The organism is Fictibacillus barbaricus (assembly GCF_031457135.1).
Classification (GTDB): domain Bacteria; phylum Bacillota; class Bacilli; order Bacillales; family Fictibacillaceae; genus Fictibacillus; species Fictibacillus barbaricus_A.
On record NZ_JAVDWA010000001.1, the window covers coordinates 689,049 to 715,921 of the forward strand.

At 39.1% G+C, this 26,873-nt stretch carries 35 protein-coding genes and 1 riboswitch; of the genes, 24 read left to right on the forward strand and 11 right to left on the reverse strand.

Features of this window, described 5'->3' with window-relative positions:
- Positions 1-106 precede the first annotated feature (106 nt).
- A complete protein-coding gene (locus tag J2X07_RS03770; RefSeq protein WP_310256583.1) occupies positions 107-511 on the forward strand; it encodes a hypothetical protein in 405 nt (134 codons plus the stop codon).
- A 56-nt stretch (positions 512-567) separates the two neighbouring features.
- On the opposite strand, the gene J2X07_RS03775 is transcribed toward J2X07_RS03770, so the two are convergent.
- The 4 genes from J2X07_RS03775 to J2X07_RS03790 form a co-directional block, all read right to left on the reverse strand.
- Complete coding sequence (locus J2X07_RS03775) at positions 568-1,413, reverse strand: YihY/virulence factor BrkB family protein (RefSeq protein ID WP_310256584.1); 846 nt, start codon at positions 1,411-1,413, stop codon at positions 568-570.
- Between the two features lie 396 nt (positions 1,414-1,809).
- On the reverse strand, positions 1,810-2,172 hold the full coding sequence (locus J2X07_RS03780; protein ID WP_310256586.1) for a hypothetical protein: 363 nt from the start codon (positions 2,170-2,172) through the stop codon (positions 1,810-1,812).
- 100 nt (positions 2,173-2,272) lie between these two features.
- Entirely contained in the window at positions 2,273-2,830 is a 558-nt protein-coding gene (locus J2X07_RS03785) for a GNAT family N-acetyltransferase (protein ID WP_310256590.1), read from the reverse strand.
- Between the two features lie 13 nt (positions 2,831-2,843).
- The gene (locus J2X07_RS03790; protein ID WP_310256593.1) at positions 2,844-4,340 is read right to left on the reverse strand and encodes an HD-GYP domain-containing protein; all 1,497 of its coding nucleotides are present in this window, start codon (positions 4,338-4,340) and stop codon (positions 2,844-2,846) included.
- Between the two features lie 298 nt (positions 4,341-4,638).
- Here J2X07_RS03790 and J2X07_RS03795 point away from each other — a divergent pair, with 298 nt between their 5' ends.
- Complete coding sequence (locus J2X07_RS03795) at positions 4,639-5,367, forward strand: TraR/DksA C4-type zinc finger protein (RefSeq protein WP_310256596.1); 729 nt, start codon at positions 4,639-4,641, stop codon at positions 5,365-5,367.
- 69 nt (positions 5,368-5,436) lie between these two features.
- Here the strand turns inward: J2X07_RS03795 and J2X07_RS03800 are convergent, their stop codons facing one another.
- A complete protein-coding gene (locus J2X07_RS03800) occupies positions 5,437-6,072 on the reverse strand; it encodes a LysE family transporter (protein WP_310256599.1) in 636 nt (211 codons plus the stop codon).
- Between the two features lie 152 nt (positions 6,073-6,224).
- Here J2X07_RS03800 and J2X07_RS03805 point away from each other — a divergent pair, with 152 nt between their 5' ends.
- The gene (locus tag J2X07_RS03805) at positions 6,225-6,800 is read left to right on the forward strand and encodes a cysteine hydrolase family protein (protein ID WP_310256601.1); all 576 of its coding nucleotides are present in this window, start codon (positions 6,225-6,227) and stop codon (positions 6,798-6,800) included.
- Between the two features lie 111 nt (positions 6,801-6,911).
- Positions 6,912-7,145, forward strand: a complete 234-nt coding sequence (locus tag J2X07_RS03810) for a hypothetical protein (RefSeq protein ID WP_310256604.1) — start codon at positions 6,912-6,914, stop codon at positions 7,143-7,145.
- Positions 7,146-7,236: 91 nt separating this feature from the next.
- On the opposite strand, the gene J2X07_RS03815 is transcribed toward J2X07_RS03810, so the two are convergent.
- Positions 7,237-7,785, reverse strand: coding sequence for a DUF402 domain-containing protein (locus tag J2X07_RS03815; RefSeq protein WP_310256605.1), 549 nt, complete (start codon positions 7,783-7,785; stop codon positions 7,237-7,239).
- 110 nt (positions 7,786-7,895) lie between these two features.
- Here J2X07_RS03815 and J2X07_RS03820 point away from each other — a divergent pair, with 110 nt between their 5' ends.
- A complete protein-coding gene (locus tag J2X07_RS03820; RefSeq protein ID WP_310256607.1) occupies positions 7,896-8,291 on the forward strand; it encodes a hypothetical protein in 396 nt (131 codons plus the stop codon).
- Positions 8,292-8,513: an alpha/beta fold hydrolase gene (locus J2X07_RS03825; protein ID WP_310256609.1), complete on the forward strand. Its 222-nt coding sequence runs from the start codon at positions 8,292-8,294 to the stop codon at positions 8,511-8,513.
- Between the two features lie 26 nt (positions 8,514-8,539).
- Here the strand turns inward: J2X07_RS03825 and J2X07_RS03830 are convergent, their stop codons facing one another.
- Positions 8,540-9,832, reverse strand: coding sequence for a purine/pyrimidine permease (locus tag J2X07_RS03830; RefSeq protein WP_310256611.1), 1,293 nt, complete (start codon positions 9,830-9,832; stop codon positions 8,540-8,542).
- Positions 9,833-10,068: 236 nt separating this feature from the next.
- On the opposite strand from J2X07_RS03830, the gene J2X07_RS03835 reads away from it, so the two are divergent.
- Positions 10,069-10,326, forward strand: coding sequence for a hypothetical protein (locus tag J2X07_RS03835; protein WP_310256614.1), 258 nt, complete (start codon positions 10,069-10,071; stop codon positions 10,324-10,326).
- A complete protein-coding gene (locus tag J2X07_RS03840; RefSeq protein WP_310256617.1) occupies positions 10,323-10,580 on the forward strand; it encodes a flagellar biosynthesis anti-sigma factor FlgM in 258 nt (85 codons plus the stop codon). The genes J2X07_RS03835 and J2X07_RS03840 overlap by 4 nt, the downstream gene beginning before the upstream one ends.
- Here J2X07_RS03840 and J2X07_RS03845 read toward each other — a convergent pair.
- The gene (locus tag J2X07_RS03845; RefSeq protein WP_310256619.1) at positions 10,577-10,990 is read right to left on the reverse strand and encodes a phage holin family protein; all 414 of its coding nucleotides are present in this window, start codon (positions 10,988-10,990) and stop codon (positions 10,577-10,579) included. The genes J2X07_RS03840 and J2X07_RS03845 overlap by 4 nt on opposite strands.
- A 209-nt stretch (positions 10,991-11,199) precedes the next feature.
- Here J2X07_RS03845 and J2X07_RS03850 point away from each other — a divergent pair, with 209 nt between their 5' ends.
- From J2X07_RS03850 to J2X07_RS03880, 7 genes are all read left to right on the forward strand, one after another.
- Complete coding sequence (locus tag J2X07_RS03850) at positions 11,200-11,481, forward strand: hypothetical protein (RefSeq protein ID WP_310256621.1); 282 nt, start codon at positions 11,200-11,202, stop codon at positions 11,479-11,481.
- 154 nt (positions 11,482-11,635) lie between these two features.
- The gene (locus J2X07_RS03855; protein ID WP_310256624.1) at positions 11,636-12,751 is read left to right on the forward strand and encodes a GGDEF domain-containing protein; all 1,116 of its coding nucleotides are present in this window, start codon (positions 11,636-11,638) and stop codon (positions 12,749-12,751) included.
- A gap of 104 nt (positions 12,752-12,855) precedes the next feature.
- The gene (locus J2X07_RS03860; protein ID WP_310256627.1) at positions 12,856-13,893 is read left to right on the forward strand and encodes a YkvI family membrane protein; all 1,038 of its coding nucleotides are present in this window, start codon (positions 12,856-12,858) and stop codon (positions 13,891-13,893) included.
- A gap of 58 nt (positions 13,894-13,951) precedes the next feature.
- Positions 13,952-14,275: a nucleoside triphosphate pyrophosphohydrolase gene (locus J2X07_RS03865; RefSeq protein WP_310256630.1), complete on the forward strand. Its 324-nt coding sequence runs from the start codon at positions 13,952-13,954 to the stop codon at positions 14,273-14,275.
- 360 nt (positions 14,276-14,635) lie between these two features.
- On the forward strand, positions 14,636-15,421 hold the full coding sequence (locus J2X07_RS03870) for a DeoR/GlpR family DNA-binding transcription regulator (protein WP_310256634.1): 786 nt from the start codon (positions 14,636-14,638) through the stop codon (positions 15,419-15,421).
- Between the two features lie 362 nt (positions 15,422-15,783).
- Positions 15,784-15,957, forward strand: a complete 174-nt coding sequence (locus tag J2X07_RS03875; protein WP_310256637.1) for a hypothetical protein — start codon at positions 15,784-15,786, stop codon at positions 15,955-15,957.
- Positions 15,958-16,108: 151 nt separating this feature from the next.
- On the forward strand, positions 16,109-17,455 hold the full coding sequence (locus tag J2X07_RS03880) for an APC family permease (protein ID WP_310256640.1): 1,347 nt from the start codon (positions 16,109-16,111) through the stop codon (positions 17,453-17,455).
- Between the two features lie 39 nt (positions 17,456-17,494).
- Here J2X07_RS03880 and J2X07_RS03885 read toward each other — a convergent pair whose 3' ends face one another.
- Positions 17,495-18,502 carry an alpha/beta hydrolase gene (locus tag J2X07_RS03885; RefSeq protein WP_310256643.1) on the reverse strand — a complete coding sequence of 336 codons (1,008 nt, stop codon included), beginning with the start codon at positions 18,500-18,502 and terminating at the stop codon, positions 17,495-17,497.
- 426 nt (positions 18,503-18,928) lie between these two features.
- Entirely contained in the window at positions 18,929-19,969 is a 1,041-nt protein-coding gene (locus tag J2X07_RS03890; RefSeq protein WP_310256647.1) for a YecA family protein, read from the reverse strand.
- A 253-nt stretch (positions 19,970-20,222) separates the two neighbouring features.
- On the opposite strand from J2X07_RS03890, the gene J2X07_RS03895 reads away from it, so the two are divergent.
- Complete coding sequence (locus J2X07_RS03895; protein WP_310256652.1) at positions 20,223-21,137, forward strand: DUF4349 domain-containing protein; 915 nt, start codon at positions 20,223-20,225, stop codon at positions 21,135-21,137.
- Positions 21,138-21,268: 131 nt separating this feature from the next.
- On the opposite strand, the gene J2X07_RS03900 is transcribed toward J2X07_RS03895, so the two are convergent.
- Positions 21,269-21,499 carry an IDEAL domain-containing protein gene (locus J2X07_RS03900; RefSeq protein ID WP_310256657.1) on the reverse strand — a complete coding sequence of 77 codons (231 nt, stop codon included), beginning with the start codon at positions 21,497-21,499 and terminating at the stop codon, positions 21,269-21,271.
- A 365-nt stretch (positions 21,500-21,864) separates the two neighbouring features.
- Positions 21,865-21,972: riboswitch (TPP riboswitch) on the forward strand.
- 113 nt (positions 21,973-22,085) lie between these two features.
- Here J2X07_RS03900 and thiD point away from each other — a divergent pair.
- The 8 genes from thiD (at position 22,086) to clpP (ending at position 26,865) form a co-directional block, all read left to right on the forward strand.
- On the forward strand, positions 22,086-22,892 hold the full coding sequence (gene thiD / locus J2X07_RS03905; protein WP_310257392.1) for a bifunctional hydroxymethylpyrimidine kinase/phosphomethylpyrimidine kinase: 807 nt from the start codon (positions 22,086-22,088) through the stop codon (positions 22,890-22,892).
- Entirely contained in the window at positions 22,885-23,775 is an 891-nt protein-coding gene (gene thiM / locus J2X07_RS03910; protein ID WP_310256659.1) for a hydroxyethylthiazole kinase, read from the forward strand. Before thiD ends, thiM begins: the two co-directional genes overlap by 8 nt.
- A complete protein-coding gene (gene thiE / locus J2X07_RS03915) occupies positions 23,776-24,447 on the forward strand; it encodes a thiamine phosphate synthase (protein WP_310256661.1) in 672 nt (223 codons plus the stop codon).
- A 2-nt stretch (positions 24,448-24,449) separates the two neighbouring features.
- Positions 24,450-24,968, forward strand: coding sequence for an energy coupling factor transporter S component ThiW (gene thiW / locus J2X07_RS03920; RefSeq protein ID WP_310256663.1), 519 nt, complete (start codon positions 24,450-24,452; stop codon positions 24,966-24,968).
- Between the two features lie 74 nt (positions 24,969-25,042).
- Positions 25,043-25,282, forward strand: coding sequence for a hypothetical protein (locus J2X07_RS03925; RefSeq protein ID WP_310256665.1), 240 nt, complete (start codon positions 25,043-25,045; stop codon positions 25,280-25,282).
- A gap of 195 nt (positions 25,283-25,477) precedes the next feature.
- Entirely contained in the window at positions 25,478-26,062 is a 585-nt protein-coding gene (locus J2X07_RS03930) for a helix-turn-helix domain-containing protein (RefSeq protein ID WP_310256671.1), read from the forward strand.
- The gene (locus tag J2X07_RS03935) at positions 26,059-26,268 is read left to right on the forward strand and encodes a hypothetical protein (RefSeq protein WP_310256674.1); all 210 of its coding nucleotides are present in this window, start codon (positions 26,059-26,061) and stop codon (positions 26,266-26,268) included. The genes J2X07_RS03930 and J2X07_RS03935 overlap by 4 nt, the downstream gene beginning before the upstream one ends.
- A gap of 15 nt (positions 26,269-26,283) precedes the next feature.
- Positions 26,284-26,865 (forward strand): ATP-dependent Clp endopeptidase proteolytic subunit ClpP, encoded by a 582-nt coding sequence (clpP, locus tag J2X07_RS03940; RefSeq protein ID WP_310256677.1) that lies wholly within the window; start codon positions 26,284-26,286, stop codon positions 26,863-26,865.
- Positions 26,866-26,873 lie beyond the last annotated feature (8 nt).

Consider the following 26,873-nt stretch of genomic DNA (forward strand, 5'->3'; position numbering starts at 1 on the left):
CTGCCCGTTTTTCTTTATTATTTTGCGGGTATACGAAATAACGTACCCCAATATTGATAGACTGATTATGCGAAATGTTTAAAAAGAAGATAGAGGAGGGATCGGTTTGCCTGTACAAAAATATCATTTTTTAAAAGCAGACCCTTTTGTGTTGAGCAAATCGGAAGTACTTCAAGCGGTGCAAAAGTACTTAATTCAAGAAGGTTATGAAACCAAAAGAGCTGAAGACTTAAGCGGAGCAGATCTCATCGCAGAAAATGAATACCATTCACTTGTTATTGAAGCATTAGGAAACGAGGAAGAACAGCAAGAGTATTTTGAGGCATATTTCAATCACCAGGTTATTACATTACTTAAAAGCTATGAAAAAAATCCGGGTAAAACACTCGTGATGGCAAATGCCGATGCACCTATCATACGTCAAAATGTAGACTGTCTCAAAGCGGCGCTAGACGAACTTGGAGTTGTTCGCTTCTGGGTTAAGAAAGATTTAACAATCGAGTGGGAATGAATATGTAAAAGGAGCCAATTCACAAAATGAGTTGGCTTTTTGGTGGCTATCATCTCTTATTGTCGAAAGAAAAATCCCCATTGTATGGCTTCGTTTTTGTTTTTTATCGTAAACAGCACTGCGTTAATGACTCCTCCGATAACAATAACCATCCCTGATAAATAAAACCAGATTAACAAGATAATAACGGCACCCAGGCTGCCATAAGTCGAAGAGTAATTTTCGAAATTTGTAACATAAAATGAAAAGGCCAGGGAAATCAGCTGCCAGGAGAGTGTCGCAAAAATAGAACCCACCAATACTTCTTTTACATGAAAGCGCTGGTTGGGTGCTAAATAATAAAGCATGATTAAAACCAAAGCCATAACACAAAAACCAACGATCCACCTTAAAAAGTTAAATAACAAAGAAAGATGACGGGGGAAATCAATGAAACGTGAAATTTCCTCAAGAATGGTCTTTCCAAAAACGGGCAGCAGCAAGGTGATGACCACTACAACTACAATTCCAATTGTAAGGGATAGCCCATATAATTTTATTTTCCAGATGGGTCTCGTTTCTTCTGTTCCATAAGCATAGTTGATAGCTCGAATAATTGCGTTGGTTCCTGATGAAGCTGACCAAAGAACTGCTAGAATACTAAAAGACAAAAGACTAGTATTTGTTTGGTTCAATAAAACATAAATTTGTTTTTCCAGCAAAACACCTGTATTGCCTGGTGCGTATTCTTGAAAAAAATGAACGATCTCTTTTGGCTCTAAGTTTAAATAGGGAAGCAGTGTAAGCAAAAAAATCAAAAGCGGAAAAACAGATAATAAAAAATAGTATGCTAATTGAGCGGATAGATCACTGATATTGGCTCTCTTTAGTTCAATTATTAGGCGGTTCAAGAAAACAAGCATGTCTGATGCCCTCTTTGCGATTATAATGAATTGCACCTTGTCCGGTTTCTTTACTAAGTCTATGTATGAACTGGAGCAGTATGTTTTTTAATTAGCTTTTTTTGCAATCAATGTTGCGATGAGGTTAGGGCTCGCTTTCCGCAGGGTGTGCGGTGAACAATAGGGAGAAAATGAATGAATCCTGCTCCTGCGTCTTCAAGAAAATCCTGCCGAACTTAGCTTCCTCGTCGCATGCCTTTCTAGATGTATATTCAGATAGCTGGCATGCAGGAGTCTCGCCCTTCCTTTCTAATTAATTGTTCAAAGAAGAGTTCTCCAAAGTCTTTTAGTATGAACATGAACAGCTTTTAGATAAAGATAAGAGAAAAAATAAAAAAACACCGGAATTTTCCGATGTTACTTCACTTTTTCAATTCGGTCATGACTGGATTCGTAAAGTTCAGGCAAAACATTCATTTCCTCAATGTCCCGTTTCGTTTGTTCCGTTCCCAGAAGATAGAGGTAGCGGAATAGTTCATAAACAAGCTTACTGTCGACCCCTCGGTGAAACATAGCATTGGAGTCATCATATACTCTAGTAGGTTTAAAGATATCCAAACCTTCTTGTTTGTTATTGGCTTTCATTTCATAAAAAAGATGTTCAAGTTTTTGCTTTTCTTCTAACGAGGCTTCAATTTCAAAATAATGTATGTGATCATCCGTCTGAATCGGCTGAATCTCACCTTTTGCCGTTACATAAAACGTTTCTTTCGGTTCCATTATCAAAAACCTCCTTTTTTATTCCATTCCTCTTGCTGACGTATTCAAAACATCATGATGAACTAAACAAAAAAAGCTTCTCCCTGAATGGAGAAACTTTTTAATATAACTTTGCATTCTTTTTTAATAAGGAATATATATACATATCATAAAAATTACTGCCCGCTTTTTGATACTCTTTCAGCAAGGCTTCTTCTGTAAAGCCTAATCGTTTTACAAGGTCACGTGAGGGGGAGTTTTCTGGCCTGATTACAGCTGCTATCCGATTGAATTCCATGCTGTTGAATCCAAAATGCAGAATAGCCTGAAGTGATTCCATCATATAGCCTTGACTCCAGTACTTACGGTTAAGCTCATAACCAAGTTCTGTCCTCATGTCCGTTTTGCTCCAATTGTGAAAGCCGCACGTGCCGATTAGTTTGTCTTCCTCTTTTAACGTTATTCCCCAGCGAATGGCACTGCCAGAAGTGTAGCCCTTATCAAAAGCTTCGATAAGAGAATAAGCTTCTTCTTCATTTTTTAAAGGTTCCATCCCGTAATATATTAATGCTTCTGCATCAGAGAACGTGGAAAAGATTTCAGCAGCATCTTTTTGTTGAACAGGCCGCAATGAAAGTCGCTCTGTATCTATTACTGGGAAACGTTCAAATGAATTCAAAAGAAAAACTCCTTTATGAAATTGATTTAAGTTTCATTTCATCAATAAACAGCTGCGTAAGGTAAGGATCCCACTGTGTGCCTCGTCCATCTTCTAAAATGGCCAAAGCTTTTTCATGAGTCATCCCTTTTCTGTATGGTCTGTCAGATGTCATCGCATCGTATGCATCCGCTACTGCGATAATTCTGCCGAAGATCGGGATGCTGTTACCTGCCAGTTTTTCAGGATAGCCGTTTCCATCAAACCGTTCGTGGTGATAACGTACACCTGGAAGCAGAGGCTTCATTGCTTCAAATGGCTGAACCTGTGCAAGAATGTCCGCCCCGATTACAGGATGTTTCTTAATCATCTCAAACTCTTCATCTGTTAATTTCTCTTCTTTTAAAAGAATCATATCAGGTATTCCAATCTTGCCAATATCATGAAGCAGTGCAGCTTTTCTTAACTGCAGAAGCTGCTGGAACGGCAGCCCGGCCATCTGCCCAATTTTCATTGCATAATCAGCAACTCGTAAACTATGTCCTGCTGTATAGGGATCTCGCGCATCTAGTGTCGCAGCCATCGTTGCAAAAAAACTTTCAAGAAGCTGTTTGTTTTCTTGATCACGGGATTGGATGGCACGTCCCATATGATTAAACCCTTTGATTAGTTTTGAAAACTCATCTGAATAGAGGTCGTCTACCTTGGCATTGCTGTTACCAGTCCTTACCTCATACATCCCTGCCTGGAGTTCGTTCATCGGCTGCTGAATGTCTTTGAAAAGGAGGTATGCGCCATATATCGCAAAGGATATTCCGATAATGAGAACAAACAATGCCCAGCTCCAGTAAGAACTATTTATGGCTCCAGAAATTTGGTAGAGTCTCACTTGGTTTGCAAGAGCAAAAAGCAAAAGCGGGAAAGTCCCGATAAAAAGGGTGCTCCACTGTATTTTTCGCTGTATGGATATGTGTCTTGAAGATGCAAGGGACAGCGTGACACCATGATCTTTTAGTGTTCGGTCCAATATATCTTTTAATATAGGCTGAACGGCTTTCGTTGTTAAAAAGAATTCGATGATCGCATGCATGCCCGCGACTAAAATAGCTCCGAGTGTTGCAAGGTAAATATAGTAGTAAGGGAGTGATAAAAACTCAAAATATATGGCGGCTGCAGTAAAAGTAATGGCCGGAATAGACAAACCAAATAAGTGTGGACCCAAAATCCGTTTTACAGTACGTACAGGAAAGTGATGAGCATGGAAATATACTTTTTCCGCCATTTGAATAGAAGGCACCTTTTTTGAATAATAAGAACGGAAAACTGCCGTGTGCATATGAAAAAATAAGTATTCTAATGAAAACATGAAGATGCTTGAAAGTAAAAGAATACTACTGATCATAAAAATTTCTTTCCATGAAAAACGCAGTGTTGTAAAAAGGAAGACGCCGCCTACTCCAAGAACGGCTGCTGTTGAACCAAGTATATAGTTTTTTAGTAATCGTCGCTCAAATTGCTTATACAGCGTCATCTGTAACACCCGCCTTTCTTACTAGTGCTTCCATAAAGATAATATAAGCATACCTTACTAAAACATGGAAAAAAAGAGATTTTTCAACACATTTTTACATATTTTTGCGAGTAAACCTTTAAACCGATGATATTTAGTAAAAAAGAACTGTTTATTTGAATGAATAATCTTATCACAAGGTCAGGGTCGGGAAGTAAAGTATAGCATTTGTACGATTTGTACAAAATACACGGGATGGATAATTTCTGAGTAAAACGGGTATGAAATGGTATACGGATTTAGGAAGGGAGTTTGAAAAATGTCATTAACGAATAAAGAAATTGAACATTTTAAACAAATTTTAAAATCACGTAAAGATGAGATAAAAGGTATGCGTGAAAGAAACGACTCGTTTGGAAACGATTCTGAATTCCCGAAAGAATCAACAGGAGAATTATCAAATTATGATAACCATCCTGCTGACTTAGGGACAGAACTATTTGAACGGGAAAAGGATATTGCGCTGAACGACCTTCATGAAAAAGAACTGGAAGACATCGATACAGCTCTTATGAGTATTGAAAGAGGAAAATATGGCGTTTGTAAAACTTGTGGTGAAGATATTCCAAAAGAACGGTTAGAAGTGGTCCCATCTACCCTTTATTGTAAAGAGCACAGCCCTGGGCAGCATTCTTCAGATGACCGTCCTATAGAAGAAAATGTAGCAGGGCCGGACTATTCTAGACGGAGCAACGATAATAAAGATGCCACTTTCTTTGATTCAGAGGACACATGGCAATCTGTAGCGCAATATGGAACGAGTGAAACACCATCCGATTTCGCAGATCCTGAAAAGGAAGATTATAATGCTATGTATGAAGACTCAGACGATGACGATGGTTATGTAGAAGCGTATGAAGGATTTGTAACAACAGATATCACCGGCAAAAATGTTAAGGTTGTGCAGAACCGGAAACATGAAGAGTACGAAGAAGAGCTTGATACAGAAGAAGACCGCCAGCTGGACAGAGAAAAGTACGATAAATAATTATCTTTAATCAAAGAGAAAGACACTAAAACTTAATGGGTTTCAGTGTCTTTTTTTATTCTGAAGCTTTCAGGATAATAGATTAACTAATTTTATTCCGAGATTGGCTGCGAATCCCAATAAGCCAAAACCAGCAATAACCATCAGCCACCTAATAATCTTTTCATTGATAATCGCCCGGAAAAAATGAACAGTAAAAGCGATATTGAGATTCCATAAAACGATCCCTACTAATATAAAACAGCTTAAAAAACCATTCATATAGATTTCATAATGATCCGGCAGACTTTGCAATGCACCGCCGTATACCCCAAACCAAAACACAAAATTAAATGGATTCATCAATGCTAAAATAAAGCCCGTCCAATAAGGTGCTTGGGCAGTAGTACCGTCTATTACTAATAGTTTTTTTTGTGCAGCTGCTCCTTTTATCGTAGTTGTCCCTAAAAACAATAGCATCAGCATTCCGATCGACAGCATACCAATTTGAACGAATCCAATCTTTAAAAAGGGTGTTAAGCCAGTAAAAATACAGAACATGAAAAAGGAGTCTGCCGTTACTGCTCCTAGACCTACTAGCCATGAATGCCAGAAACCTCTCCTTAAACCACGTTTTATCATTTCTAATTTAATTGGACCTACGGGAGCAGCCAAGCTAATCCCCAATACGATAAACTGAAACATCCATCCACCGATTTCGCCCATTATTAAGCCACCAGCCTTTAATACTCAACTTGTCCTTTTCAAAGATTATGAGAAGAAAAGGAAGAATATTACGGAAGGAAATTGAATAAACGCGACGAAAAGTAAAAGAAAGGTGATTCACTATTTTTTAATAAAAAAAGGAGTCTAACTGTGTGAAGAATGCGTGCCTATTAATCATTGATGTTCAAAAAGGATTTGAAGATGCTGATTTTTGGGGGAAAAGGAACAATCCATACGCAGAAGTGAATATGCTCACTTTAATGGATGCTTTTAGAAATGCTAAATTGCCTATTTTTCATGTTCAGCATCAGTCTGAAAATGAAAGTGCACCGCTATATCCAGCGAAATTAGGTTATCAGCTGAAAACAGGTTTCGAACCGAAAGAAGATGAGCCGCTTTTTATTAAGAGTGTAAATAGTGCGTTTATTGGAACGAGTCTGAAAGAAGAATTAGATAAAAAGGGAATCCAGCAATTAATTATCGTAGGATTAACAACCAATCATTGTGTATCTACTACGGTTCGAATGGCTGCAAATTTAGGATATGACGTTTGTGTTGTCCATGATGCAACTGCTGCATTTGGAACGGTTTCTTATGATGGAAAACGGTACTCTGCTCAAGAAGTGCACGATACAGCATTGTCACATCTAAATGGAGAATTTGCGGAAATTGTGAGTACTGAGGAAGTTTTGACGAATCGAATCAGTTCTTCTCAATTTATTCAATAGATATAGTCAATATTCCCCAGGAAATGTCGGAAAATGCTAATGGTTTAGACGTTGTAATTTAGGGGAAAATAATGGACAAACATTCGTAAGAGTTAGAGGAGTCATTTAACCATGGAAAATAATCAGATAGAAAAGCTCATGCAAAATCCGGAGCAAGAATTAGAGTTTTGGATAGAAGAAGACAAACAGAGAGAACTTGTCAGGATGAGATATGTTCCTCAAGGTGATGGCGGTTATTTTCAAGTCACCTATTTTGATGAAGAAGAAAGCGTATTAGGATCCCAAGTGTTAGATGAAGTAGAGGATGCTATGCGCTTTTTAAAGAAAAACAAACCTATCAATTGAACGTAAACCAGAGGGGATGACCCCTCTGGTTTTAATATTTTTACATGGCTGCTAAGGATAACCGAAGGGTTCTTGGCATCCTCTGTTATCATTATAGAAACTTTTTTTCACAATGCCATTCAGACGCATGTTTTTTACATACATCCAAGTCTGAAAATTTTCCTTCATTGAAATTTTTGATAATTTCCTCTGCTGTATCTTTAGCTAACTTAACCTCTTTTTCAGTAATATCTCCATTCCTATACGCTTCCATGAGTTCGTTATCATCCAGTACGAAAATTTGATTATCTGGGAGAATTACAATATCTAAATAAAGATCTAAATACCACGGTATGCCTTCTTCATTTACCCCATGATCTCTGCACATATCGATATACCATTGAACGATTTCTCCGTGGTCATCCATAATTGTAGTGACCGTGTATTTTTTTCCTTCAGGAAAATGCTGCAGCCATGTATAGCCTGCATCGGCAATTCGTACTTTTCTGTCTTTGTAGTTCACAATAAGTGGCTCTGATACTTTTTTTAAATGAATAGCGGTTACTTTCCCTTTAAAAGATGAATCTTCTCTTTCCACTACTTCAAACGATCTTTCGAGGACTCTTTTCCAATCAGGTCTGTCGGCAGTCTTGTGTTCCATAAACACCTCCACATTTTGTAAAATTATAGCAAATTTGGAGGGTGAAAGAAAGGAAACGTCGAAACAACGAAGAAGAATATATTATGTAAAAAAACGGAGGGTTAAGTATCTTGAAAAACATACACGAAGAACTAGAGAGATTTCAAAAAGAGAAGGGGTGGGAAATTAGTACTGAGAATGCTGGCCAATCCAGAGAATCATTGCTTTTAAACCATATGCTCTTAACAACAGAAATCGCTGAAATTGCAGAAGAATTAAGAAAAATGATGAATCTCGAATATGAGTTGATTCATGAAGGAATGGAGAAAGAAGAAGCATTTCGGTTAGCAAAACAAGAAATATCAGAAGACATCGGAAAAGAAATCGCGGATAGTATCGCTTATTTATGTAAATTTGCCACTTTCTTTGAAAGAAATATTGAAGAAGATATGATGAATAAACTTCAAGAAATCAATAACCGTATGAAACCAAATCTGCAAAAAAGGATGAAAGAAGAGGCTAAATAAATGGATATTAAAGCTGCAAGGTTCGATTTAGTATCACATGATGGGGTGAAAATTGCAGCCTTTGATCATGGCGGTACTGGTGAACCAATCGTATTTCTTCACTATTTAGGTGGAATGGCTCAGTTATGGCATCCCGTCATTAAGCATCATCAAAAAGAACTGGTTGATACAATTCAACAATTCTATTCAGAAATTCCAGTCAGTACATTTCCTGCTAAATAAGAAAAAGCTCCCGGATTTATGGGAGCTTAATTTTCATTTTTACTGGATTGTTTGCGTTTATAAAACTGCTCTAAAGCGATGCAAGTGAGCATTCCCATGATCAATCCGTTGCTTAAGAGTGTGACGATAATACTCGGCCATTCTTTTAGTGCTGCAGCTGGGATGAATAAACTGCCGATTCCGACCATTAAAGATGTGCTGATGATGAAGAGGTTTTTTTCTGAATTCAATTCCGTTTTATATTCTTTAAACGCTAATCCAATCATACTGGAGAAGGGCAGGAAAATCGTAGCGTAACCTACTGGTGCAGGTATCCCTGCAAAGAAAAAGGTAAGCGGCGGAAAAAAGCTGATAGCAATAATGAATACATTACCGATCATGAATGCAGCCCTGCTAAACATTTTTGTTGTTAAAATAAAGCCTGAGGCACCGGAAATCGGTACGCTTGCCACAGCCGAAAATAGCCCTGCGATCCACGTATTCAATCCCATCAAAACGGATGACCGGTTATAGTTAACTGGTTCATATTTTTCGTTTTCAGAATCATAGGCTTTCTCAACGACATTGATGCTTGCAACCATGTTGGTTAATAGCAGCATTCCAACGAATAGTGAAGTCAGGATGGCTCCTCCTGAAAGTTCAGGCGTTCCCCAAGCCAGCCATTCTGGAAAGGAAACAAGATTTGCGGCTTTCATCGGTTCTTTTGTTAAATGAAAAAACTTGAATAGTCCCCATCCGAACAATAAGGAAATAAGGATAGAATAGCTTCTTAGCCAACGTACAGATGATTTTCCTAAAACGATAGACAGTACAAGGATGAATAGTGAAGCAAATGCTACCTTAGCATCCGCTTTTTCCTGTAAATAACCGATTCCGAGCATTCCTTTTATAAAAGAACCGCTTAACTGTGAGACGAGAAGAATGAGATAGGTCCCCGTAACAAGCGGAGTAAACAAACCTCGGACGTGGGTGATCACTCGAAAGATACCGAGCAAGAAAAAAAGGATACCGCTAATCAGCATACCGGCCGTTAACTGTTGCAGACCATCTGCTGCAGAAAGAGCTCCTGATGCTACAATCCCTGCATATACCGTAAAAACACCCCACCAAAGTCCTGCTGGCCCTTCATTAATAGGCAGTTTGTGTCCGAACAAAATTTGTAAAATTCCAGATATCCCTATAATGAAAAAAGATCGCTGTAATAGGTCAGCTGTATCAGCTTGTGACATTCCAAATGCCGCACCGATTGCAATAGGTGCTACAAGACTACCGGCAAGTATAAATACCATCCACTGAAGAGATGAAAACGTTAATCTCATAAAAACACCCTTTGTATGTATTTGTCTTCTTATTATAGACCTCAAAACGGAATACTTAAAAGAAAAGAGGTTTAAGTATAGATGAATTTCGGGAAAATTATTTACTAGATAAGAAGCAACATGACAACGTTTGGAATTTTTGTAAATTATTTTTATTCTATCCTCATAAATCATATGTGGGGGTCGAAAAATATAATTACAGGTAATGACGAACAAAAGACAAAGGACGAAATAAGATGCAGAAACTATCACAAGAGGATGTTATCCAATGGTTAGAGAATCATCTGTTGGACTTTGAACAATTTACGCCATACTTGTTTACTTCACAATGGATTCATTCTTTTTGCAAAGACAAAGAAAATGGGTTTGAATTCGAAGTAAAATGGGACACATATGGACAGGACTTGTTTATGAGATTGTTAGACAACCTGGATTCTGATGGTCAATGGAAATGGCTAGGAACGATTAACCAAGCAGGAGAGGTGAAATCATGAGAATTGATGGACAGCAACCGGTGCAGCGAAAATATGATGTGAATAAATTGTATCAGCAGCCTTCAGTCAAACCACCTTCATTTGCCAAAGATGACCTATACATATCAAATGAGGCAAAAGCTTTAAATGAGAATGCTCAGTTAAATATACGGGAAAAGAAACTTTTAGATATTAAAAAGCGCATCGAATCTGGAGACTACCAGATCGATGCACAAACAATCGCTAAAAAGATTTCACAATTTTACACAACCTAATTATCTTTATCTTTTCTGCCGTTTTTCTGTCTTAACAGCGAAACGGCATTTTTTATAACCTGCGGTATGGGAACCTTTAACCTGCCGGCGTTTTCAATCATGGATAATAACTCATTGGATAAGTAGAAAAAAATAGTGGCGGTTTTAATGATATTACCCCCGGTCAGTTGATCGAGAGAATGTGCTATGGCTACAATTGCAAATATCATTATCTTTTTGAGTATTCCTTTAAACCCTATCTTACTGTTTAATTTTCCTTCATAAGCCGATGCCGCCATGCCTGTTAAATAATCTAATACAATAAACAATACAAGTGTTTTAAACAACAAGCTGGATGTGCCGAAAAGGAAACTTATAAGAGCTCCTAACGCAACAACGGCCATGTTATAAAACATTGATATTTTCTCCACTCCACTAAATCCTCCCTTATCTCTCATTAATGTCAGTATATGCTTGTACAACTTAGAACGAATAGCCGTATGCCGGGGGTTGTCCTCCTATTTTTTAGAACTTTTATTTCAAATGTGTTAAATAGTCAAAAAATTTAAAAAATAATGAGTCAGACATGCACACTTTCTGTTACAATGAAACAAATCCGGAAAGGGAGGAAAGAAATGCAATGAACAAAATTACGTTGGGCTTGCCTCCACATTGCCACAAAGTATCTTATGATGGAAGAATGATCAAGATTAAGGACTCTGGTAATAACAAATGGATGTTTCCTCTTTCTAACACCGAAAATGCAGTTGTCGACCAAGTGAATGAGGAGACAGGACTTCTCACCATTCATGGAAAGGATAAGATACTGGCAACATTAGAAATGCCAATCCGATTTTGTGAAGTAGGCAGAGGCTGGCTTCTCGATAAGTTACCGAAGAAAAAACGCATCAAAATAAAATAAAAATTCTCAGCACAGCTGTTTCACAACGGCTGTGCTTTTTAATGTATATGTCGCGAAAACTTATTAAAAAGAGCCATCTGCTTAAAAAGAATTTCCTTGGAATTAGGAAATAAATGTTATAATTAGTTTGGAATAGGTAGATGGGGTGAAAGCTTTGGGAAATACACGCCTGCCTGCACACTTTAACCATGGTGCGTGGAACCGGAAAATTTTAAACTTTTTTTGGATCATCATTATTGTATCTGTGTGCGTTGAGGCCATAAACAGCATACTAACAGAAAGACCGTTTAAGGAATTTTTATTGTACTTTATTATAGTGCCAACAGTACTCTTATCCTTCGTCACGCTTATTGCCGAATGGGGATATCGTAAGAGAAGTAAATTCACGGATTATATCATTATCGGAGCAGCGAGTTTAATTGCAGGTATTTTAGTAGGTGTACATTACGAAATGAATGTTATGTACAGCAGCCTGTTCTTTCCGATGCTGATTTCAACGATTTATTTTGAGAAGAAGAAGGTTTGGTTAGCATTCTCTCTTTCTCTATTTATTTATCTGGCTCTTTCAACTTTTCATCCAATCATCAGCCAGTTGAATGATACGATGGATCAATTGTCGATGACATGTATTTTGCTGACTTCGACGCTCGTTTGTATTGGTATTATGAGCCGAGGCTACGAAATCTGGGAAGACCTGAAAAAGGCGCAAGCTGAGCATCAGGAACTTATGGTTAAATCGACGATCATGGAAAAACAAGTAAAGACGGATGCCCTTACCGGACTATACAATCACATGGCATTTTATGAATACATAGATGTACTGATTTTGCAGGCGGAAACATTTCAAAATCCATTCCATTTAGCCATAATCGATATAGATAATTTCAAAAAAATTAATGATACATATGGGCATGGCGCAGGTGATTTAATCCTAAAACGGATCGCCCATACTATTAAAGAAAATGTTTCGAACGATGATTTTGTGGCTCGATACGGCGGCGAAGAATTTGTTGTTATTCTGAATGATGTATCAGAAGAGCTGGCGTTTACGTTACTTGACAGCGTCAGAAGGGCAGTGGAAGATGTTGTTCATCCTGAGGTGGCGTATGAACGAATTACAATCAGTATAGGACTGCAGACATTTCGTTCTGGAATGCACAAGCAAGCATTTTTTGAAGGTGCTGATTATTGTTTGTATGCCGCCAAAAGGGAAGGGAAAAACCGTGTTATCACAAAAGAGAGCATTCAGCCTCAGCCGGTTGAAGTTTAAAAAATAGCAGGAGCAGCGGGGAGTCATCCTTGCTGTTTTTCTTTTTCTTCTAAAACTCTTGTCCATGCATATGTTTGTAAAGATATAGCCATGGAGGTGAGGGTATGAGTGGCAGGATGAAACAAATTTTACAGATTGCCGCCACTTACATCGGCACTGTAGTGGGTGCTGGTTTTGCAACGGGGAGGGAAATCGTTGAGTTTTTCACGAAATATGGATCTGCTGGTTTTGCAGGTATTTTAATCAGTGGGTTTTTATTTATTATGATCGGCACTAAGTTGATGATCATAGCAAGACGAATCAATGTATATTCTTTCGATGAAATGAACCGCTACTTGTTTGGTGCTGCAGTTGCCAGGGTTGTAAATCTGCTCATGCTTATCATGCTGTTTGGTGTAACAGGTGTGATGCTGTCTGGTACAGGAGCATTATTTCGCGAACAATTACAGCTTCCCTTCCAAGCAGGAGTTTTTTTAACGGTAATCATTACGTATATTGTCATGAAAAAAGGCATTCAAGGCATACTTTGGACCAATTCATTAATCGTACCTGTTATGATTTTGTTTTCTGTTATTTTGTCTATTTCCTTATTTCATTTTTCAGCGGGAAGGCACTTATTTTTTTCTCATGATTTTACTGCCCATTGGAGATGGATTCTCAGTCCTTTTGCATATGCAGCATTTAATTTAACATTGGCACAAGCTGTATTAGTTCCGCTTTCAAGGGAAGCGAAGGATGAATCGGTTATTAAATGGGGAGGTTTTCTTGGCGGGTTGGGGCTGACTTTTATTTTATTAAACAGCCAGTATGTGCTGTACTCTGTTCCTAGAGTTCTAAGCTATGAAATTCCGATTGCTGAGATTGTTGGAGGGCTTGGCGTTGGGGTTCATTATATTTTTATCTTCGTGATCTTTGGAGAGATCTTTTCAACCTTGATTGGAAACTTGTTCGGACTTGCCGGTGCACTGCAGAAAAATGTAAGACTATCAAACAATGTCATATTAATCGGTTTATTGGCAGGCAGCTATTTGCTCAGCCAGGTGGGATATTCGGAGCTTCTTCATTATTTATATCCGCTATTCGGTACGATCGCCCTCGTGTTTCTCGGAGTTGTATCGATTAAAAAGGTACAAGGAGATTAGCGTAAGTCCATTGGATCAGGGCTTAGCTAGGTGAATTTTTTGGAAGGGAACAACGTAAATGGCTTATTATAATAAATTAGTCCGTGATAAAATTCCAGAATTGCTTGAACTCGCTGGGAAAAAAGGGACGTTTCGCATATTAGGGGATAAAGAGTTTGAAAGCGAACTAAAGAAAAAACTGATCGAAGGTGTAAAAGAGTTTCGGGATGCTAGACGTTCAATCGATGCGGTAGAAGAACTAGCTGGTCTTTACGAGATGCTGATTGAATTAAGCAAGCTGCATCAGCTATCCATACGTGAGATGGAAGAAATACGGAAGGAAAAAGTGAAGAAGCACGGCGGTTACAAAGAAAGATTATTCCTGGTGAAGGTAGAAGACTAGGGGGACAGACCCCAGACAAATACAAATCTCGGATTTGTATTTGTCAGGAGGACACGATATGCCTTTGAAGTTGTTGATGAACCATGTGAGTATCCAAAATGGGCTGTTCGAGGTTATATTGGCATATGTGTTAATTCCACATAAAAAAGTGTGGGATCACACTAACAATTTTTAGGAATCAATTGAAGTGATAACTTAAACAGGCTAGAACAAGCAACGACTTTGCTTGTTCTAGCCTGTTTTTACAAATAAAAATGAATAAACAGGATGAAACAAGCAGAAATAATTTGACAAACAGGCATAAACTGGAATATGATAAGTTTACCACGTGGAAATAAGAGGTAATGGAGGAAAAATATTATGTTTTCTGAGGAAAGAAGAGAAAAAATCCTAGAATTGCTTAAAAATGAAGGTCGTGTTCTTGCTAAAGAGTTATCAGAAGCACTTCAGGTTTCAATCGATTCCATTCGCAGGGATTTATCTTCGATGGAAGATAACGGACTCCTCAAACGTACGCATGGCGGTGCGATCCCAGTTACAGAAGTACGGAAAGGACCTTCGCCGAATGCTGTGCGTTTTGGGGAAGGATCCAAATATGAAAGAGCGATAGCAAGAGAAGCTGTAAAGTGGATAAAAGAAAGAGATACGATTTTTTTGAGCGGTGGGGGAATGTACCACGAACTTCTCAAACACCTTCCGAATATACCGCTTACGGTCGTAACAAACTCTTTAGTTACAGCGGATTTTCTTCGCGAGAGAGAGAATGTTGATGTGTATGTAATCGGAGGAAAAGTGAAAAACTCTGGTAACATGACAGATGCTCTTGCAATGAATGGCGTTAATCAGTTTACCTTTGATTTGGCGTTTGTTAGTGGAGGCGGCATTTCAGCGAGAGGTATCACAACGGCGACACCGGAAGTTGCTGCTTTTATAAGTGCTGTAGGGAAAGTATCACGCAAAAGCGTTGGCTTATTCCCGCATTATAAAGTAGGCGTTAATGCTTTCGCACAGGTTGGACCTGTAACCAATCTCGATGTCGTTATTACGGATGAAGAATCACCTCGCGATCATTTACAATCTCTTGAACAGCAAGGGGTTAAAGTCCTCATCGCCTCCACAGAATCAACTCAATCTGAAACAAATTAACTTACTTATTAAAGAAAGACCTCCTATTTAATTTTAGGAGGTCTTTTATGTAATGTCTGATTTTATTTTTGTATTGCCAGTGTCAGGTCTCCAACATCAGTTGTCAGTGAAACTAAAGGACCTCCCAAGCCGATCATGCCATTGGTTTCGTTTGGCAGTTCTAATGTTTCATCCCCCCTAAATTACTTTTCAAATGCGTCTGCAAATTTTTGGTAGATTTCTTTGTGACCACGGAAATATTGGTATTTTTTTCATAATAAATTTGTGTGAGAAAATATAACATAGTATCTGATTTTATATAAATAATGGAATATTCTATACGTACATGTTTTATGCCATTCATTGAATAGAGGTGATTTCTTTTGCTTCAATCTTCTCATTTTTCGTCTGAAGAAAAACTTGTCATCCGTGAGCTGAAAAAGAAAATGCGTGCCGCAGCAGATCCAGAAGAAAAAAAGGAGCTTGAAAAACAATTAAACTCAATCATGGAGAAAGCTTTTATTAAAAAGCAGCTCAGAAGAAGAAATGAGCTTTGAAGTTAGTCCAAACAGTAAACCCTTTCAAAAAACTGAATTGCCTGTCTTTTTTGGCAGCTAGTGACATGAATGTATTGTTTGTGGTAAAGTGACACTAGTCTTTTTCGGATGGACAAAAATAGACAATTGTATTCTAAGGAGTGGACACAGCATGAATCAAGAAGCAGCATTGAAAAAAGACATTGGGCTTTCTGTAGCCATGTCCATCGTAATTGGAACGGTAATTGGATCAGGTATTTTTATGAAACCTGGCAGTGTCCTCGAATACACAGGGGATTCATCATTGGCGCTCCTCGCTTGGGCGCTGGGAGGCTTAATCACTTTAGCCGGCGGATTAACGATCGCTGAAGTTGCAACACAAATCCCAAAAACAGGCGGCCTATATGTGTATATGGAAGAAGTTTACGGAAAATTATTCGGCTATTTAAGCGGATGGGTACAGACAGTTATATACGGACCAGCAGTAATAGGAGCACTTGGATTGTATTTTGGTTCTTTGATTGCCAATCTGTTTTCATTGGAAAAACAGTGGGCTCCTTGGATTGGGATTGCAACGGTCCTTTTTTTAACGATAGTAAATAATTTAGGAACAAAATATGGAGGCTTCGTTCAAAATATTTTTACACTTGGAAAATTGATACCGATTGCGCTGATCGCAATATTTGGGATCACGAACGGAAATGAACAAATATTAAGTTCTCCGAGCGGCTCTGTTGCTGAAATTAGTATGGGCGCAGCGATACTCGCAACTTTATTCGCATACGACGGCTGGCTCATGGTCGGTTTTGTGGCAGGAGAAATGAAGAACCCGGGGAAAACGCTGCCAAAAGCAATCATTGGCGGAATTTTGATCGTAATGGTCGCTTATCTTTCAGTAAATATTGCATTGCTGCATATATTACCGGCATCTCAAATTGTAAATCTCGGTGAAAACTCTGCAGCGAGTGCTGCTACGGTTCTGTTTGGACCACTGGGAGGGAAGCTGATCGCAGTAGGAATAGCAGTCTCCATTTTTGGCTGTTTAAATGGTAAAATTCTCACCATCCCGCGCGTGCCTTTCGCAATGGCCGAACGTAACCAATTGCCATTCGCAAATATTTTCAGTAAAGTAAGTGAAAAACACGGGACACCGGTTGCGGCTACTTATCTGCAAGTTGTAATTGCGATCTTTATGATGATTGTAACTAATCCGGATTATTTATCAGAAATGGCTATTTTTGCGGTTTATATCTTTTATATTTTTGCGTTTTATGCGGTTTTCAAATTACGTAAAAGAAACAAAGGGAAAAAACGTGTATATAGTGTGCCGCTTTTCCCAATCGTACCGGTATTCGCCATTTTAGGTTCTGTTTATATTGTTGGATCAACGATATTTAGTGATCCGTTTGATAGTTTAACAGCTACACTCATAACAGCTGCAGGATTGCCGCTTTATTATTGGCTGCATTGGGGCGAAAGTTCAAATAATAACAAGAATGCTAGTATCGAAGTGAAATAAAAAAGAAAAGACCCTGTAATCGGGTCTTTTTTTTGATATTTATTTACCTGTATCAACTAAACTTTGTTGAGTATTCGTTTCAGCTAAATAGTATTCATAAAGCCATTTGGACAAGGCATCAAGACCCTCTTGGTTTAACGGACGAGAAGGAAGAACCTTCAACAGCTTCTTCATCTTTAAAATCGTCATTTCTTCTGTCTGTACACGGAATCCATGTTCCATATTTTTAATAATATGAGTCTCGCAATCTCCTTTTACAAGTGCAGGCAATTCTTTTAGGAGATCACGGTCCACTAGAGGATCCTTGTCACCTAATATAGCAAGAACAGGACATGTTACTTTTTTCAAAGCGACTCTCGTATCATAAGCAAAATGTTCTTTCATCCATTTTACAGGCTGTTTAATGAAAAATAGAATTTTGTATACATCTTTATTTGAGTCAAACATTTTTTGCATCAGCCTTCTACTTTTGGCTTCTTGCTTTTCTTCATTTATTAGCAATCTCATGAGAATTCCTTTTAGACCTTTTGATTTTCTTAATTCCTGATAAGCCAGTTTTCTTTGGTGTGCTGTAAATTCATCTAGATTTCCGACGCCTCCCGAAAGTAGCATTAAACCATTAATCGGCTGTCTTTCGGATAAAGCAGTTCCAATGATCGTGCCTTCACTATGACCGAGTACAATGATTTTGTCAGGATCAACTTCAGGACAGTTCTTTAGGTAAAGGAACGCCTTCTCAGCATCATCTACAAAATCCCAAAACCCTGTTGAAATGAAGTCCCCATCGCTTTTTCCTGTCCCTCGTTTGTCGAACCGAAGTGTTATGAAGCCTAATGCTGTCATATATTCGGCAAGTTCTTTGTACACATTCAATTGGAATTTGCCTTTAGGACCATTTGCGTTTCGATCCAGAGGTCCTGAACCGGATATGAATAATACGGCAGGTAATTTGTTCTTTTCAGCAATTTCTACCGGAATTGTAAGAGTCCCGCAAATCTGCTTTTTCCCATTGAAAGTAATTTCTTTTTCTGCGAATAAACTATTCATATTAACTCCTCCATCATTTGGAAAAATATTGCTATCTTGAGCATATTACAAATTGTTCAAAAATCAATCTTTTTCACTCAGGCTGACAGATCAATAAAGGCTGTTTCCTAAGAGATTGTTGCTATTGAGAAATTTTTTGAGAAGTTCTTCATTGAAAAGTTGATTGGAGCAAAGGGACAAGAATCCTGCATACCAGCTGCCTGAATAACATCTAGAAAGGTATGCGACGAGGAAGCTAACTTCAGCAGATTTTCTTGCAGACGCAGGAGCAGGATTTATTCATCATTTAACGAGAACTCACCGCACACACTAAGGAAAGCGAGCCACTGTAGCGGAATTTAACCCTCTTCAAAACCAACAATGAATACGAAAACAGCCTAATAAAAAAACCGCCAGGAAAACTCCTGACGGTGGACGGGTTCATTCTTATAAATTTAAAGTATCTTTCATTTCACGGTAGCGTGATGAAAGACTGCCTGGTGAAACACCGTATTTCTTTGCTGTTTCTGCTTGAGTAGATGTGCTGCCGGCGATATCTTTTGAAACAAGATAATCGAGTGCCGCTGCATAAATCTCTTCTTTTCGAATCGTTGGTTTAGAAACCATGATATATTCGTTCCAAATCTTTTCAGCCTGTTCGGAAATTTCGCGGTCAGCAGAAGTTTTAATTAGCTCTGTAACAGCGGTGTATTTTTCGTCTGTTTCAACTGTTTTCTGAGCTTCTTCCGTTTTAGCAGGTTTGTCAGCATCTGACGATTTTTCATGTTCTGATAAATCTGTTTCCGGTTTTGGTACACCGTTTGAGATATCGATCAATGAAAGCTGCAGGACAGCAGGAAACTTTGTTTTGAAAATATCCCTCGCGTCACTGTTTGGATCCAGCTTCTCAACTGCGTCTTTTAATGGGGGCAGTTCAGCAGCAGGCATTTCTACATAACCTACATAAAATTCATAGTTAACGCCGTTTGAAACGAGTGTACCTAATAACACGTTATCTATTTTAGGCTTTTCAGCCGCATTGACAGTTACATCAAATGTTTCGTCCGTCCAAACATCTTGGACTGTGAAAATAAATCCAGTCTTTTGATCAATCACTTTATAAAGGGACGGTAATGTTTTTGTCCACCCCGAGATCACCTTTGCCACTTCAGGCTTAACCGAGTCTTTTACTTTTTCAGCATAAAGTTCAACAGGTGTTTTGTTTTCCTTTACTTTTAAACAAAAGACTTCCCAGCATACTGCAATATTCGCGTAGGTTTGTGTTTGATCGTTTGAAACAGGATACTGCTTAACATATTCAGAAGTTCGGGCTGCTAATTCGGCCTGATAGTTCTCTAGTGCATATTTGATCAATCCCTCTTGGTGAAAAGAGACTTCGCGCGTTTGTTCTTCTTTATGAAGACAACATTTTTTGTATTTCTTTCCGCTGCCGCACACACAGGGATCATTTCTTCCTATCATTGACATGCTATTCCTCCAGTAAAACACTTACTCAACCTTGTACATACTAGCATAGATTGAGTTTATTTCAAAACACTTACATTCAAACTCTATTTTAACATAATTAATTGCTGTTTTCGTATTCATTGTTGCTCCTGTTAGCAGTTGATTTCCGTTGCAGGGTGCTTCGCTTTCCGCAGTGCAAGCGGTGAGCCCCTCAAGGTCAAATGAAACCTTTATTTAGAAAAAGACGTCTATTCGTAAAAGGGGGATTTACTATATGTGGAAAAAACGGAAAGTGTATATGTTCCTTTTCGTCTTGCTGCTCTTAGGAGCCTGCAGTTCTGGCGAATCATCTAACAAATCGATGGATGAATCGGGTGGGGTTTCTAGCGGCAAAATGGAGGAAAATAAAGCTCTTGAAAACAGTGACAAAGCGGATTCCAAAACAAATAGGTCAGATGAGAAATCAGCAGAAAGCATTAAAGATCAGCGAAAAGTAATCTATCATGCAGATATAAGAATAAAAGTAGAGAAGCTCCAAAGTTCAATGGAAAAGGTCAAAATGATGATCGAAGAAAAAGGTGGATACATCGTAGAATCAAACACGAGTAATGATGAGTCGGGCTATGAAGATGGAATGATTATAGCGAGGGTTCCAATGAACGAATTTCGTCCTTTTTTAACACAAGTTAAAAGCATAAGCAGAGGAAAACCGAACGAAAGTGTGCGAGGAGAGGACGTTACAGAAGAATATGTCGATCTATCTTCACGTTTAAAAGCTAAATTGCAGGTTAGGGACCGTTTAGAATCTTTTATGAAAAATGCACATAAAACAGAGGATTTATTAAGTATTTCATCAGATTTAGCGAATGTTCAAGAAGAGATTGAACAAATTCAAGGGCGGCTAACTTTTCTTAAAAACCAGAGTGATTATTCAACGGTTACGATTAACTTTGGCGTTAAAAACTTAAAAGCAGAAAAACTGCAAACGGAAGAATTGAACACGTGGAAGAAAACGAAGAAGCTATTTATGGAAACTGTAAATTTCTTTGTTTCTGCAATCTCTTTTATTATCGTAGGACTGATTGGGTTAGCGCCGCTTTGGCTCATCCTCATAGGCGCTCTTTACTTGCTATGGAGAAGAAAAAACAGGCAAAAGAAAAAGCCGGAATCCCCGACATCGGTGTCTTAATTATTTGATTTGTCCATTCGTTAAGGTGACGTCACAAACACCCTCTGCAGCATGGATTGTGAGTCCGTGCGGTTCAAAGGGTGTTTTGGCTTTTCGGTCATCCTTTAATAGGTCAACCTTTGTTTAAAGCCTTAAGCGAGGAAAGCTTGGTATTCTTTCGTTAGCTTCATAAATCGTTCTTTATCTTTTGTATCCAAGGCATGGTTAATTTCTCTCTCGTAATACTCGTGGTAATACTTGTGCAATGCTTCGTCTAGTACCATTTGGGCAATGAGGCTGAAGGAAAATGGGTCTCTTTTTTGTTGTTTGTACTGAACCATTTCATTTTGGTTTTTGTTAAAAGATGTGTTCTTGTCTTTCATCCTGATTCCCTCCTTAAGATTATCTCCCTATCCATTTTTTATGGTTTCTAGGTTTCTATTAGTATACTGAGCAAGTTGCTAACTGACAACTATTTTATTTGAAAATTCTGAAAAAATTATGACATTAATTCGAAAGTACTGTTTCTTCACCACCTTTTGGAAGTTATGTGTTATTTTTTGTCATTTGTGTTTCTTTTTTCTGGATTTTGTTACAAATGTTTTGTTTATGTGTATGTTTTGTATATCTGGTGTTACTTACTATTTCCCCGGATTAGGGGTTGCTTAAACACATGGAAACTGTAATTTGCTAAAATCATTGACAATGAGTGTGTTATGTTAGTAGGATTGATGTAATTCAATATAAACATTTTCGCTAGGGGTGCTCATTTTTCGAGCTGAGAGAAGGAGATTTCCTTTGACCCTTTGAACCTGATCCGGATAATTCCGGCGTAGGGAAGCGGTGTGGATCTCAAAGGATACTAGAAACCAAATGTGACTTTAACTGCCACCCGCTGACTATTGCGGGTGGTTTTTGTTTTTTTAATGATTCTAACGCAATAAGGAGGAATTAGGCATGGGACAATTAATCAAGGTGTGCAAAGCGCTCACGATAGCTGGATCGGACAGCGGCGGTGGAGCCGGCATTCAAGCAGACCTCAAAACGTTTCAGGAGTTTGGTGTGTATGGAATGTCTGTTATTACAGCGGTTACTGCTCAAAATACGACAGGGGTGCAAGGGGTGTATCCTGTTCCTTTAGAAGGATTGGAACAACAACTAGAATCGATTGGAAATGATTTAACACCTGACGCATTAAAAACAGGGATGCTATTCTCAGGAGAGTATATTGAGAGAATCGCTTTCTACATTAAAAAATTCAGCTGGAAGAACATCGTGGTGGATCCCGTCATGATCGCAAAAGGCGGTGCTGAATTGTTAGGCGTGGAAGCTTTGGAAGCGATGCAAAAACACATGCTGCCACTTGCGAAAGTTGTTACACCTAATATTCCAGAAGCAGAGGCGCTTACTGGGATCAAAATTGACACTGCAGAATCTAAGGTGGAAGCAGCGCGTGTTCTATTTGATCAAGGCGCAGAGTATGTGGTGATCAAGGGCGGACATATGGATGAAGAGGGCATCGTAACCGATTTTATTTATGATGGTGAAGGGATTTTAGAATTGACAGATAAACGTGTGGATACAAAAAATACACACGGCACAGGATGTACGTTTTCTGCAGCATTAACAGCTGAACTTGCATACGGGAAAACGGTTGAAAGTGCCATTGAACAAGCTAAAAAATATATTCAAACCGCAATCGAACATGGAATTGATGTGGGATCAGGACACGGACCGGTTAATCATTTTGCTTTTAGGAGGATTGGACATGAATAAAAATAGAGTGCAAGAATGGAAGGCATTTGTAGAACAAGTGAGGAAGGGACGTTCACTCGTTCATCATATAACGAATAACGTGACGATGAACTTTCTGGCTAACGGTGTTCTCGCTGCTGGAGGAAGCCCGATGATGGTGCACGACGCTATAGAAGTAGAAGACGCTGTAGCCGTCTCAGATGCACTAGTCCTGAACATTGGAACATTAGAAGTAGCAACAGCGAAATCGATGGTTTTAGCATTTAAAAAAGCGATGCATAGCGGGGTACCTGTCGTCCTCGACCCAGTTGGTGTAGGATTATCAAAATTTCGGCAAGAAACCGTTAAAGAATTGTTATCTGAATATTCAGAATTGAAGGGGGTCAGTCCCCGAACAATTCTGACAATTTGCGGGAATGCGGCAGAGATGAAGTTCTTAGCGGGGCTAAGCTGGGAAGGACGGGGAGTAGATGGAGATCTCGACTTCGCTGAAGGCGGTCTTATTGAGCTTGCTGTCACTGCGGCAAAGCGTACAGGTTGCATCATCGTCATGACAGGTGAAACAGATGTTGTGACAGACGGGGAAACAGTAATCGAACTATCCCACGGTCATCCAATGCTTTCACTTGTAACAGGAACAGGCTGCTTTGCGACATCAATGGTCGCTCTTTATCAAGCGAATCAAAAAGCCGGATCGACAACAAACCTTTCTTTTTTAGAAAGAGCTGCTTTAGCGATTTTGATGCTGACAAAAGCTGCTGAAGAAGCAGTCCAAACGGCTAAAGGACCTGGAAGCTTTCAGCAAAACCTGTTAGACGAATTGTATGCACTGGAGACAACGGAATCGATTTGGCAAGGGAATATCCATTGGAAAGAACAGCAGAGTTTGAAGGAGATTCGGTAAATGCAGAATTCAACACATAATGAGCTGTCGCAAAAACTGTCTCTTTATTTTGTAGCGGGTACTATGAATTGTGAGAGTCCAGACGCTTTTAAAAAAATAGTAGCCGAAGCGATTAATGGGGGGATTACTACTTTTCAATACCGTGAAAAGGGAGAAAACGCTGTAACCGGACAAAAACAGGTCGAAATGGCTATGTATGCAAAGGAAATGTGTAAAGCGAAAGATGTTCTCTTTATTGTAAATGACGACCTCGAATTGATGAAAGCTGTAGATGCAGATGGTCTTCACGTGGGGCAAAGCGATGGAAATCTCGATACGATCAGGGAAGAAACGAAGGGGAAGATTCTGGGTATTTCTGCACACACGCTTGCTGAAGCAAAAGACGCAGAAGCGCGGGGAGCTGACTACATTGGTGTTGGTCCTATATTTGCAACATCCACTAAACCAGATGCTGAAGAGCCGGTAGGGACGGGGATTTTTCATGAACTTCGAAACAGCGGCATCTCTCTTCCACTCGTTGCAATCGGCGGACTATCGGTTGAAAATACGTTTGAAACGATATCTGCAGGCGCAGATGGAGCGGCTATTATATCAGCAATCACATTATCAGAAGATCCAAAACAAGCCTCTCAAAAACTGCTCTCAACCATTTTACAAGCAAAGAGGGGATAAATTTGAGAATTTCTGTTCAAAAGCTTACACTCATGGCCATGTTCGTTGCTATAGGAACGCTTGCATCTCATCTGCTTTGGATTCCTGCCGGTGCAGCGAAAGCATTTCCCGTACAGCATGCAATTAACGTTATAGCTGGTGTAATTTTAGGGCCGATTCCAGCAGTGATCATCGCTTTTAGCATTGGATTGCTCCGTAATTTGTTAGGCGTTGGTTCATTGCTTGCTTTTCCAGGTGGGATGATTGGTGCAGGTTTGGCTGGGTATTTTTATAAAAAAAGAAAGTCCATATTTTCAGCGGCCATTGGAGAATGGATTGGTACAGGTATTATTGGTGCGATTGCTGCAGTACCAATTGCTTCGATCTTCCTTGGTACTAAAACCGGAGCTTTTTTCTTCATTCTCCCATTCCTAACAAGTTCATTTGTTGGCGGTTTTATCGGCCTTCTGATTTTACGGATTATCTTGAAAAATAAAGCAGTTGTAAAACTTCAATCTAAATCAAACGAAACTTCTGTGTAAGGATATGCACAGGATAGGCCTCTGCACCGTACACTGTGTACTATCATCCGGTGAAATGGGGGCCTTTTATCGACATGAAAAAACGTCCAAAACGATGGGTATACGCAGAAATGGTGCTCATGTTCATAGGTTTATTGCTCGCGATCTATAACGGCAAGCATTGGGAAAACCCTACTGTATTATTTGGAATCTTAACGGTTATTTTTTCTTTTCGTGCATTGGAAAGAAGATTGTTTAAACAAAAAACAGAATTTTGGTTTAATCTTGCCATGTCAGGAATCTTTATTGTACTCGGAGTTATACCACTGCTATAAATCTTAAAAAACAGGCTCTTAGTTGCAGCCTGTTTTTTGTTGTCAATCTTTCATAATAGGCTAATGTATATTTTGTGTAATTCTTTGACAAAATGAAGGGTAACGTAATAAAATAATTTTACGTAAAGTATTATTTTTACGTGAGAGGAAAATTGGCTGTATTGTGAGGTGATGTGAGTGAAGAGGAATCAACCGGTGCCAGAAACGTTTATCGTCTCAGAACCCGAGCAGGCTGCCGCTCTTCTGCATCCTGTCAGGTCAGAAATCATAAGCTTGTTAAAGGAACCTCGTTCTGCGACAGAGCTTTCAAAACAAATGAATGATTCCCCTCAAAAGGTGAACTATCATCTAAAGACGCTTGAAAAAGCAGGACTCGTTGTTCGTGCGGGGACAAGGAATGTGAGAAATCTTGTGGAAGTACTTTATAGGAGTGTTGGAAAAACGTTTCTGTTATCCGATTCACTGGGTCTGTCACAAGAACAGGTACAAAAGCTTCAAGATCAGACTGCTCTAGCGCATGTCTTGGCGTTTACTGAAAAAGTAAAGCGGGATGCTGTTTCGCTCATGGAACAAGCAGAGGAAGAACAAATTCCAAGTGCTGTTATGGAACTGGAGATTGCGTTAGCAGGCTTAACGGAGCGCCAAGCCTTTTTACAAGATTACTCGAACATGCTTACTGAACTGATCAACAAACATCACGATCCAAAACAAAATGACTCCAGAACGTTTCATGTTTCCATGACGATGTACCCAAAACCAAAGGGAGGCGGCACAGCGTGAAGAAGGAACAGAAAAGTACAGTCACACCAATTAAAACAGATCAAAACCTAGAAGAAACAAACGTCATTCCAATGAGAAAAGAAGTACAAATCGAGGGTGCTGACAATTCGGAGCAGCCGGCGAGAATCATATTTATCACTTCAGGATTCGGTAAAATACAAGTACCTAATACTGCAAACAAAAGCCCGATGGCAATTGCAGCATAATAAGGAGGAAAAAAGATGAACTTAATCCCAATGGTCGTTGAATCCACAAATCGTGGAGAGCGTTCTTACGATATTTATTCCAGATTATTAAAAGACCGAATCATTATGTTAGGCAGTGCAATCGACGATAACGTCGCAAACTCGATAGTGGCACAGCTTCTTTTTTTGGCAGCTGAAGATCCTGAAAAAGACATCGCCATCTACATCAATTCACCTGGTGGAAGTGTGACAGCAGGGCTTGCCATTTATGACACCATCCAATACATCAAACCTGATGTTTCAACAATTTGTATTGGGATGGCCGCATCAATGGGTGCAGTCCTTTTAGTAGCAGGAGCAAAAGGAAAGCGATATGCGCTGCCGAACGCGGAAGTCATGATTCATCAGCCGCTAGGGGGAACACAAGGGCAGGCAACAGACATGGCGATTCACGCAAAACGCATTCTCCAAACGCGTGAGCTCTTGAATAAAATTATCTCAGACCGCTCAGGCCAGCCGATCGAAAAAGTAGAAAAAGATACAGACCGTGATTATTTCATGTCTGCTGAGCAAGCATTAACATACGGAATCATCGACAAAGTCATCGATAAAGTTTAATGAATCGT